The organism is Ruficoccus amylovorans (assembly GCF_014230085.1).
GTDB lineage: Bacteria > Verrucomicrobiota > Verrucomicrobiia > Opitutales > Cerasicoccaceae > Ruficoccus > Ruficoccus amylovorans.
This window is the reverse complement of record NZ_JACHVB010000034.1, coordinates 201703-211824: the sequence shown is the minus strand read 5'-3', so window position 1 is coordinate 211824 and position 10122 is coordinate 201703. Positions and strand designations below refer to the sequence as shown.

Genomic DNA, 10122 nt, shown 5'->3' with positions numbered 1-10122 from the left:
CTCCACATCATTTCGATGGGATTGAGGTCCGGGGAGTAAGCCGGCAGGAAGCGGACTTGGGCCTTGGCCTGCCGGATCAGATTGAGGGTGTCCTCGTTTTTATGGGCGCGCAAGTTGTCCATGATGACGATGTCTCCGGGACGCAGGGAGGGGACGAGGATCTGGAGCACATAGGCTTGAAAGACCTCGGTGTTAGCCGCGCCCTCAACACTCATGCAGGCGGTGGTGCCGTCCAGGCGCCCGAGGAGATCATCGTGGTGGTGTGCCAGTGTCCATGCGGAGCATGGCAGAGCAGACGTTGGCGCCCGAGGGGCGCGACCCCGTAACCGGGTCAGGTTGGTCTTGGCCGCCGACTCGTCGATGAACACGAGCCGCGCCGGGTCGAGGCCGCCTTGGCTGCGCTTCCAGCGGCGGCGGGCTTGCGCGATATCGGGGCGGTTTTGCTCGGAGGCATGGAGCGTCTTTTTTTATATGTCAGCCCCAGCTTGTCCAGAGCCCAATGGATCGCTCCGACCGTATAGCCTAAGTCCAGACGCTCCTTGATTTCGGCCAAGGTCAAGTCCGGATGCTGCCCCACCAATGCCTTCAGTTCCGGCCCATGATCAGGCAATAAGCGTGCCTTGCGGCCCGAAAACCGATGCCGGGCTTCGATCAGGCCAGTCCGGCGCCGTTGCTGGATCAGCTTCTTCACCATCCCCAACGACACCCGGAAACGCTGAGCCACCTCGGCCTGCGTGCACTTGCCTTCATCGTAGCTCTCCACGAGCCGCCGTCTCAAATCCAACGATAGCGTTTTCATCACTACCCACTACCAGATCCCAGAGAAAATAGCTACAGTTTTATTTGAAACGCTCTAAATCCCCATCCCTCTCCCTGCCTTTTAGCCGCCTGATCGCGGACACGGACACGCCCCCTTATATAAGGGGGCGTGTCCGTGTCCGCGTAAGGGCGGCGGCAGCTTATCTCGATTCTGTATAAAAACACCCCAAGGCAGTCAGGCTTGGGGTGTGATCCATCAGCCTTCAGGTTGATGGATAGCGTGGATGAGAAAAGATTCTCATTCACGCCCCACGCAATCGCTCAGCGATTGCTTTTTTTTGGGGACGGACAGGCAGGTTTAACTGCCTGTCCGTCCCCAAAAAAACATTGCCCGGTCACAACCGGGCAATGCCGATAAAATGATAAAAAGGATAAAGGGGGTTATGACTCCCCCTCCCCTATTCCCAAGATGAGGTTGGCGGCTTTCTGGGCCTGACTGGCGGCGATGACAACCAGCTTGCTGTCACCCTTCAGAATATTGATCCAGCCCTGAAGATATGCGGCAGAATTCTCGATGACACTATTGTCGATCCCACAATGGGCGCAGAGGAAAGCAGAGGTCATTTCCGCAATGAGTTCCTCGCGCGAGTAGTCCTTGTCTCCATAGGTGGTGCTCATGGTTCGGTTAAGGCGCTTCGGGGAGCCGCTCGCGTGGGACATTTCATGGAACCTCGTTGCGTAATATTCCTCTACTGAGGCAAAGCGGGCCTTGGGAGGGAGCTGGATTTCATCGGTGGCCGGGAGGTAACAGGCGTGTTTATAGCCGTGTAAGACCTCCGGGCCATCCTTCCAGCCTGCAATAATCTGCTCGGCGGCCTCGATAGGACTAAATGCCAGCGGGTCTGACTCGGGCAAATCGGGGAAGTCAATCCCTTCAACCTGACAGGCGTTAAAGACGGTGTAAGACTTTAGGAAGGGGATTTTACGGGCTTCGCTGTCCTTGTCTGTGACGGATTTGCCGTTGTTCTCGTCGTCGCGTTCAAAGGTGCCCCAGTAGACCACGGGCAAGCCCTTGCTGCCCTTTGTGACGCTCCCTCCTTTGGCCTTCACCTGGATAAAAGTCATGAAGTAAGGGAGGTCAAAACTGGCGGTCTGCAAGAGAAACCAGTTGATGCCGGAGTAAGGCCGATCACTGGCAAAGTTACGAGGACGGCCTGCAATGCGGTTCCAAGGTTTACGCCAAGGGCAAACGCCCTTCTCAAGCAGTTCAATCATGCGTTCGGTCACTCGGTCGTAGGCGGATTTTTTCATAGTAATGTTCCTTTCGGGTTAACCGGCCTTCTTCATTGAAAGCCTGATTTTCCCTGCCAAGCGGCGAGCGGAAGCTACCGTGTGCCCGGAGCGAGGGACCGAAGGTCCCCCGTCAAGGTGGAGATTTTCAAGGAACGCTAAAAATGGGAGGCTCCGCGTGCGGATACCCTTTTTTATGAAAATACGACCTTTATCGGGTCTGAGCAAAGGGCTGGCATAATCCCTTTTTCGCGGGGCGGAAAAGCAGGCGTAGCAATCCCACCAACAATGGCGTCAGCCACAGGACTACCCCTGCCGTGTATTCATATACGGATACAAAAGAGCCTACACAAGGCAGGCTCTGACAGGCGTCAGCCAATAGGACATTTGATAGCTGGATTACCCAATTCGGGGGCAACCGCCACCGAACATGGGACCCCGCAACGCCAAAAGAGTCTTAATCGCCTTAATTGTCGGGCTGGTTTTTACCGCCCTTGGACGAGGCTACGAATATGCCCGCATGTGCGTCAAGTACCCGCATACGCTGAACCGTAAGAGCTTCACAGTCCACGACAATCCCGACACCACCACCGTCATCATGGTGAACATGGACGGGCAGTTTTTCAGCGTATCTGCACAGGACTACACCCCGCTATTACGGGCGATGGAGTCTGAACTTTCCGACTACCCGAATGCGGCGGTTTACGTCGTCAAGGGGGAAACGGATGCCGCCGCCATGCTGGCCAAGCACACAGGCATTCGGCGCTTTATCTATATCGCCCACGGGGTGGAGCCCGGCTTCTTCCAAGGCCAAACGCCGGAGACTACTATTCTGGACGGAGTCTGCTATCCGCAGCTTTCGGACGGGATAGCCTTCGCTGTCAGCCCGATGTGGGAAGCCTTTAAGGAGGCTTCCGCCCCGGATGCCAAGCTTGAGCTCATCTCCTGCCGGGTGGGTGGCAATAGCGACTACCTACACCAGTTGGCCAACGCGACCGACGCTCAAGTCATCGCCTACTCCGGCACCATCATGAGCAATTCCGTTTTCCTTCACAAGCCCGGCAAAGTCGTTGTCGAGCCCACCGAACCTACCCATGAAAACACCTCTCCCACTCTCGTCACGGCGGCGAACTAGCCCGGCCTTTACCCTGATCGAACTGCTGACGGTGATTGCCGTCATCGGCATCTTGGCGGCAATCCTGATCCCCGTGGTCGGCGGGGCTCGTCGTTCGGCTATGGCGGCTAAGTCGCGTTATGAGTTCACGCAGCTTGCCAACGCCTGCCAGTCGTTTAAGGCCGACTACGGCTGGTGGCCGATGGAGGGATCGACCAACCCGGTTTCGACCGAGGACTCGAACATCATTGCGATCTTGAGCGGGAACCAGAGCGATTATCAGGGAGCCCGCAAACTCAACCGCCGCATGGTTGGCTACTACTCGCCCGGCAACACCGTCGAGTACAACAACAAGGACTACACCATCGACGGGTTTGGCAACTCCGACATCAACATCCTGTTCGACACCAGCGGCGACAAAGTCCCCAAGATCAGCGCCAGCCGGGTCAACGGGACCTCTCTTAAAACCGGCAACCCCAAGGACAACCCGTCGGGGCGCGAAACCATGAACCCCGGCCTACCCAGCGGGGACGACATCCGGGCATCGGTGGTCGTGTTCTCCGCCGGGGACGGGACCAAGGCCGTCGGCACTTGGGTCGAATAACCAACCCCACGCACAGCATGAAGCACCAGCATTCAAGAACCACTGGTTTCACCCTGATCGAACTGCTCATGGTCATCGCCGTGATCGGGATTTTGTCGGCGATCCTCATCCCGACCGTGGGCGCGGCCCGTCAGTCCATGAACCGGGCCTCGGCGCGGGGGCTTTACTCGTCGATTGCCAACGGGGTAGCGGCCTTTCAGGCCGACAACGGTTATTATCCGTTTTCAAGAGCGTATTCAAAAACGGATACAGAAGGCCGTCCTTACATCGCCTTCAGCACGGAGGATGTGGACCTCGTAGGGGCTCTCTCGGGCGAGGACACCAGCGAGAATCGCAAGGGCCGCACATACATGAAGTTTGACGGGGATGTGCTCGACCCCGACTCGAACAGCCCCGAGCTCTACGACGCGTGGGGCAACAAGGACATCGGCATCATCATTGCCCCGCAGGGCATGATTTACTCCGGCATGGTGCAGTCACTCAACCTCAAGGGCTACGACGACAAGAGCTACACGTACAAGCTCCAGGAGGCGCTGGAGACGCGGATTTTGGTCTTCGGTTTCGAGTCCGTCACCCAAAGCGGCTCCAAGAAGCTGGCACGCTTCACCACCTTTCCCGGCCTCACCAGTGAGGAGAGCACCGCCGAGCAGTAACCTGTCACAACTACCAACATCAATCCAAGGACACCCCATGAAAGCATCCATCAACGTACTGACCGTTTCCTATCTCGTGCTGGCGCTCGTCGCCGCAGGCATGGCGATCTATGCCCCATACCTCGACCAGAAGTTGATCTTCGCCGGGCTCGTCTGCATCGGTCTAGCCGGGCTGCTCGCAGCCCGCAAGAAGCAGCAGCACACCGCCAACAGCTAAGTCCCCTGACCATGAAACGTCACCGCCCCGGTTTTACCCTGATCGAGCTCCTTGTCGTGATGGGGATCATCATCATTCTGGCCAGCCTCACTATCGGCATCCAGCGCTACGTGTACAGCGTCCAGTCCACCGCCAAGGCCAAGGCCGACCTGCAAGCCATCTCGACCGCTTTGGAGACATTCAAGATGCGCTACGGCGACTATCCCTGGCTTGGCTCGGCCAATACGGCCACGGCCTCAGGCGACCTCAGCACAGATACTTCATCGGACCTTTACCGTGTGCTCAAGGGCGAGCTCATCATCATGTACAAGGATGGTGAGGACGGTGCACCCGGCAGCTACGGCATGCACCCGCCAGCCACCATCAAGCCCTTGCTCGATGTGCGCAATCTCTCTGTGGGCGAAAAGGGCAGTATCAAGTTTGTGGCTGATCCATGGGGCAACCCTTACAAGTACTCCTACAAGTCGAAGGCCAAGGATACCAACTGGCAGGGCGTTGGCTTCACCATAATTTCGATGGGACCGAACGGAGTCGTGACCCCGGCAATCTTTAACCGGGTCAAGCTTGGCGACATGCCCACCCAGACCGAATACCGGGCCGAAACCGAGGCCCAGCTAAAGGACATCGAAGATGTGTCCACGGAGTGGCCGAGTCATGACGACGTGGTCCCCAATATGCAGTAACCCCTATTCCAACGCCATCCATGAACAACATCCCCGTCATCCAGCCTGTCAGCCAGCAGGCACACGCACAGACTCGCAGCAAACCCGCCAAGCCGTCTTTCCTGAGCCGTTTCCGCGAGCGGGGTTGGTCCAACCTCTGGTTCATCCCGTACTTTTACATCTTCATCTACCTGCCCTACATCGTCACGATCTTCCTGACGAAGTACATCATTGCCAGTCTGCTGACGACGTTCTTTCAGGAGCCCTTGGGCAGGCACTTTGAATCGCTGCACGGGCTTTCGCAAAGTGCTATGAATGACGTCATAGCCTCACGCCTGTGGGAAGTCTCCCTCTGGCCCGTTGTCGGCCCTTACAAGGCCCTGGAGGCCTGCTATGTGGGTGACATCATCGAGCTGGTGGTCACGCTCGCGTTCATCCTCGCGGTGGTCTTTTCCCCGGCGATCATCTTCTACATGCTGTACCTGGCACTTCAGAAGATCCTGAACCGGAAGTAGCCAGTACGGGGTGATTCCAGTCTTTCGCACGCAAAACAAACGGCGTTCCACGGGCACTAACTAACCGTCCATTTGTTAGCCGATTTACCCAACCGGAGTATGCCTTTATAGTGGGACGTAATGGGCGGGAAGTCAATGCTTTTGAGCTTAAAGACGGGTCTTAAAGGGGAAAACTCTAAAATTCTCTGCGCTGATTGAGCTAACCTCGCCACCCCAATATGATAGCCCTTATTTATTCTCATTCCCGGCTTCCAGCATCAACCTCAACGAGGTGAGAAAAGCTATCTTGGGGCGGTTTAGTTGCTTCAGACTCAACGGAGGGGGAACCGTTGGTATCAAGTGAATTTTACTCGCACTATTCTCTGATGGAGTCACTGGATATCAAAATCAGTGCCCGACTATAACATTCGTCCATGGCAAAGCCAGAGACACCAAAGACAACACAACTATAGTCAGAGATGCAAATAAGGCTAAAGAAATATTCAATTGCGTCTCCAAGAAGCCATCGCTTGACCTGAATGTACGATAAAGCGCCCAGATAAAAAAAGGTAAACACAATACATTCATAAACTTTCCGTAATCAAAAAATAATTGTGTAAGTGTGCAATAACGATGCCCTTCGAGTAGAGCATCATATGAGAAACGAGATTTAGCATGCAACAACGACATACCAACCCCACATAAGCATACCGTCAGAAAGGATGTGTAATAAACTATTATCTTCATACTAAACCACGCTTAAGCTTAAAAGTTATAATAGTCTGATGGACCTGAAACTCGATTTAATTTACCTTTTTCGCAATCATATTTGAAGACGACATCTTCTTTTGGTGGCGTTGAAATAATATCATACCAAGCTGGATTTGGCACCGTATCGGTTACGGTGATTATAATATTTTCACAACATTTCTTGGGATCCCTGCAAATCATTTTCGCCTTCTCCTCCGCGCCTTCAATTATCTTTTTTCGCTCACTCCACAGCTTCGATCCTTTTATATCAGCACGAGGTTCCTTGTCGGTTGGAGCACCTGGAACTCGATTATCTTCAGGAATTGTGTCATTAGTTGTTCCAGGGTAGCATCCTAAGAATCCTCCTGCTGCACAAGTACCCTCAGGAAATGTAAAAACATGGGGCGTTTTTTTAGAGCCATGTCCATCAAGGATGACAATCTCACAGTTTTTAACCTTAATCGTAACAATACCGTTATCAGCAATCGACTTATCGAATAGTCCCAAGTAATCCAACCGATTGACCGCATCATTATCGACCATGGCATAGAGATTTTTTCCGCCTTTTTCCCCGATGGGGTCTCTGGAGAGCCATCGGCCCTGCTGGGCCATGTAGTAGCCAAAGCAATTGGCCGAGAGTAGACACAACAAAACAGACAGGAGTAGAGATTTCATTCTATATTTTAGATTTAGCGCGGTTCAAATACTGTTTGATCAGGGAGGAGTCCGGGAACGTCGCCAAGGCGATTTCATAGGCGTCTGCTGCCCCGGCATAATCCCGGTTCTCTTGCAGGCAGGCTGCCCGCAATTGGGCAAAAACGGCTAATTCCTGGCGTGGGGTGAGGTTAGTCAAGTAACCTTCAGCCTGAGCCTCGGCCTCATTGGTCGGATGGGGCCAGCGGTAATAGTAGGAGTCCGGCTTTGAATCAACCCCCTGCATGGCTGTCTCGATGTTGAAACGCTCCTTGCCGTCATCCCATCGGCAAAACAGGTGCCCCTTACAGGCAACGAGGTATACGGGGTAATCCAAACGTCGCCCCAACGCCACCATAAGAACCGGCAACGAAGCGCAACTGCCCGCTTGCTGCTCAGAGAGAAACCCGTGCAAAAACAGGTCTTTCGAATTCTGAAAGAACCGCGTGCTCCTCACGTCGGACATGACACCCGAGCGCACCAGTTCCAAGTTATACCCACAGCCCAAATCTTCCTTTATTGTCAGGGCCAGATTAACCGCCTTGAATTTTGCCAGCGAGTGGTCGTATCGAGCTTGGTTGGCCCAAAACTGGGGAAGATATTTTTCTTCAGACGCCTTGGCCAAGCGGGCCCACCTATCGAGCTTCCACAACGCCGCTTGAACATCCAGATCCTCAGCCCCGGCCAACCCTTCGGCGCAAAGCAGGTTCATCCTCGCGACATCCACCTGAGCCAGATCATCATCCGAGAGCGCAATGAGCTGTTCGTAGCTCGTCGGACGGACCGGAGGAGTTTCGGCGGTCTCCGGCTGATTTTTTCCGCATCCATAAGCGAACAGAGCCAATGCGAGCAGCCACCAGCACAGTTTGTGAGATCGAGCTTTTACAAGGACTTTACGCATAGATCAGGTTTCCGATAAAACAAGCAGATGGCAGTTATCTTATAATACAAGAATCTACGAACCATCAACAATCAAAATCATCAAATGAGATGAAAGACCTCCATTGTTATCGGCAAAAACAACCTGTGCTTATGCGCTTAATTAGCCAGTCGAGCCGTCGATTGGACCTTGCCTGCGGACACGGACAGGCCCCATATATATGGGGCCTGTCCGTGTCCGCGTGAGGGCGGTGAAAAGATGTGCAGGGCCGGATGGTAGATGAGAAATATGGGATCAAGATGGGTGGCCTTACCGCAAAGCTTCAGCCTCGATGAGGCAGTTGTCGTCGAAGAGGTCGAGGGTGGCCCCGTTGCGGTAGTGGACGCGGATGAAGCGTTGGAGTTTCATGGATCTGACCAGTTCGCGGTTGTGGGCGGCGTTCTTGCCGTTCAGGCCCTGTTGGATGAGGGCACGGTTGGCAATATAAGCCTCATCGTCGCCCTCGAAGAAGACTTCTATTTTTGAGAATGTTCGCTCAAGAATAGCCCGGCACTTGTTGCGCAGAACGGCATCAGAGCGTAGCCGAGTACCGAGTCCTTCGTCGAAGGCGAACAGGAACATCTCTTCGTCGCTGGCACACTGACTGAGTAGAAAGTGGTTGAGGGTCTGCTGGCGTTCGGTCAGGCCACTCTCCAGTTCGACCAGTTGCCGTTTGAGGGATTCGGATGGGCCAACCTCGGCAATGGCCCGTGAAACGTTATCAAGCTGGGCTCTCAGGGTGTCGATCTCGGCCCTGATTTTATCGATCTTGGACGCCTGCCATGTGTCGGCCTCGTGCATGAGCTCAAGGTACTCCTCGTTGAGGGCATGGACAAGAAACAGCCTCTCGAAGTCGGCATACTCCCAAGCCATATAGTAGCCGACTTTGCCAAGCTTGCAGTACGAGGGGGAAAGGTACTGCCATCTGCCCTTGTTGAGGAAGTGGACCGGGCAGCCCGTGTAGGCGTCGGTCAGTAAGCCGGTAAAGAGGTTGTTGACGGTGCGATCTTTGCCGTAGCCGCGCCTGCCACCCTTCCCCTTGCGACTGGCCAAAGCAGCCTGTGCCCGGCGAAAGGTTGCCTCGTCGATGACAACCGGGTAGTAGTTTTCGATTTCGACGCCATTGGTTTTGCGGCCTCCGGTGCGGTCATCTCGCTTATGCTGCACGTAGGTACCCAGTACGGCCTTGGTGGTGAGCAGGCGTTGCACGTAGCACTCCTGCCAAGCCTTGCCCCGCCCCCACACGGGCTCATTCCGCTTGTTCAGCATATGGGTGATGGTATAGACCCCAAGGCCGTCCTCGATACACATCGAGTAAAGCTCCCGGATGAGTTTCACCCGGTCCTCGATGAGGATGAAGCGCTCCTTCTCCTCACTGAGGATCATCCATGCCGGGCACTGGGAGGTCAGGATTTGATCTTTGGCTTTTCGTTGCTTCTCGGCCCAGACTTTGCGCAAGCGGTCGCTCTTGACGGCGCTTTCTTCGTTGGCCCGGACGAAGGCCAACTGCACCTCGAAAATGGCGAAGCGGGATTCGTTGAGTTCGGCCTTGTTGTAAATCTTTGCCGGGGGCTGAGACACCCCGATATCGACATACTCGATAATTTCCAAAAACAGCGTGGTGGCCTCAACGATTTGCTGCCGGGACAAACGGTCCAGATTCTCCACGATCAAGACGCTTCCACGCTCGATTTTACCCTCCTGACAGGCTCGCAAGAAGGCACGCAGATTCCCGGCGTGAGCGTTTTTGCCGCGAAGGGCTGACACGCCAAGGTCTTGGTACGTCTCCGTACTCAACTCCAAGTTAAACCGCTCACAGAAGTCTTGGGCGGCTTTCGTCTGGCGTCTCAGGCTGTCGCCTTGCTCCTGTTTTTTAGAGGAAAAGCGGATGTAGGAGTAGGCCTTCCGCTTCGCCTTCGTTGTTACTTTCATACCCATAATGAGAGTATACGATCAAAACAAATTCC

At 54.6% G+C, this 10122-nt stretch carries 12 protein-coding genes; 6 read left to right on the top strand and 6 right to left on the bottom strand.

What is annotated here, in order from left to right; genetic code table 11:
• From H5P28_RS11495 to H5P28_RS11485, 3 genes are all read right to left on the bottom strand, one after another.
• On the bottom strand, positions 1 to 368 hold a 368-nt coding region (locus tag H5P28_RS11495), incomplete at its 3' end, for a transposase (RefSeq protein ID WP_185675436.1).
• Entirely contained in the window at positions 332 to 799 is a 468-nt protein-coding gene (locus tag H5P28_RS11490) for a transposase (protein ID WP_185673748.1), read from the bottom strand. The genes H5P28_RS11490 and H5P28_RS11495, both read right to left, overlap by 37 nt.
• A 401-nt stretch (positions 800 to 1200) precedes the next feature.
• Positions 1201 to 2070, bottom strand: a complete 870-nt coding sequence (locus H5P28_RS11485; RefSeq protein WP_185675839.1) for an ArdC family protein — start codon at positions 2068 to 2070, stop codon at positions 1201 to 1203.
• Between the two features lie 499 nt (positions 2071 to 2569).
• On the opposite strand from H5P28_RS11485, the gene H5P28_RS11480 reads away from it, so the two are divergent.
• From H5P28_RS11480 to H5P28_RS11455, 6 genes are read left to right on the top strand one after another with little or no spacing between them, the layout of a single operon-like run.
• Positions 2570 to 3184: a hypothetical protein gene (locus H5P28_RS11480; protein ID WP_185675838.1), complete on the top strand. Its 615-nt coding sequence runs from the start codon at positions 2570 to 2572 to the stop codon at positions 3182 to 3184.
• A complete protein-coding gene (locus H5P28_RS19605) occupies positions 3144 to 3767 on the top strand; it encodes a type II secretion system protein (protein WP_221773411.1) in 624 nt (207 codons plus the stop codon). Before H5P28_RS11480 ends, H5P28_RS19605 begins: the two co-directional genes overlap by 41 nt.
• Positions 3768 to 3784: 17 nt before the next feature.
• Complete coding sequence (locus H5P28_RS19600) at positions 3785 to 4420, top strand: type II secretion system protein (RefSeq protein WP_221773410.1); 636 nt, start codon at positions 3785 to 3787, stop codon at positions 4418 to 4420.
• A 37-nt stretch (positions 4421 to 4457) separates the two neighbouring features.
• Positions 4458 to 4637: a hypothetical protein gene (locus H5P28_RS11465; protein ID WP_185675837.1), complete on the top strand. Its 180-nt coding sequence runs from the start codon at positions 4458 to 4460 to the stop codon at positions 4635 to 4637.
• A gap of 11 nt (positions 4638 to 4648) precedes the next feature.
• Complete coding sequence (locus H5P28_RS11460) at positions 4649 to 5320, top strand: prepilin-type N-terminal cleavage/methylation domain-containing protein (protein WP_185675836.1); 672 nt, start codon at positions 4649 to 4651, stop codon at positions 5318 to 5320.
• A gap of 20 nt (positions 5321 to 5340) precedes the next feature.
• Entirely contained in the window at positions 5341 to 5814 is a 474-nt protein-coding gene (locus H5P28_RS11455) for a hypothetical protein (protein WP_185675835.1), read from the top strand.
• Positions 5815 to 6558: 744 nt separating this feature from the next.
• Here the strand turns inward: H5P28_RS11455 and H5P28_RS11450 are convergent.
• The 3 genes from H5P28_RS11450 to H5P28_RS11440 all read right to left on the bottom strand — a co-directional run bounded on the left by H5P28_RS11450 (position 6559) and on the right by H5P28_RS11440 (position 10087).
• The gene (locus tag H5P28_RS11450) at positions 6559 to 7218 is read right to left on the bottom strand and encodes an RHS repeat-associated core domain-containing protein (RefSeq protein ID WP_185675834.1); all 660 of its coding nucleotides are present in this window, start codon (positions 7216 to 7218) and stop codon (positions 6559 to 6561) included.
• Between the two features lies 1 nt (position 7219).
• Positions 7220 to 8137 carry a hypothetical protein gene (locus tag H5P28_RS11445; protein WP_185675833.1) on the bottom strand — a complete coding sequence of 306 codons (918 nt, stop codon included), beginning with the start codon at positions 8135 to 8137 and terminating at the stop codon, positions 7220 to 7222.
• Positions 8138 to 8425: 288 nt separating this feature from the next.
• Positions 8426 to 10087 carry a recombinase family protein gene (locus tag H5P28_RS11440; protein ID WP_185675832.1) on the bottom strand — a complete coding sequence of 554 codons (1662 nt, stop codon included), beginning with the start codon at positions 10085 to 10087 and terminating at the stop codon, positions 8426 to 8428.
• Positions 10088 to 10122 lie beyond the last annotated feature (35 nt).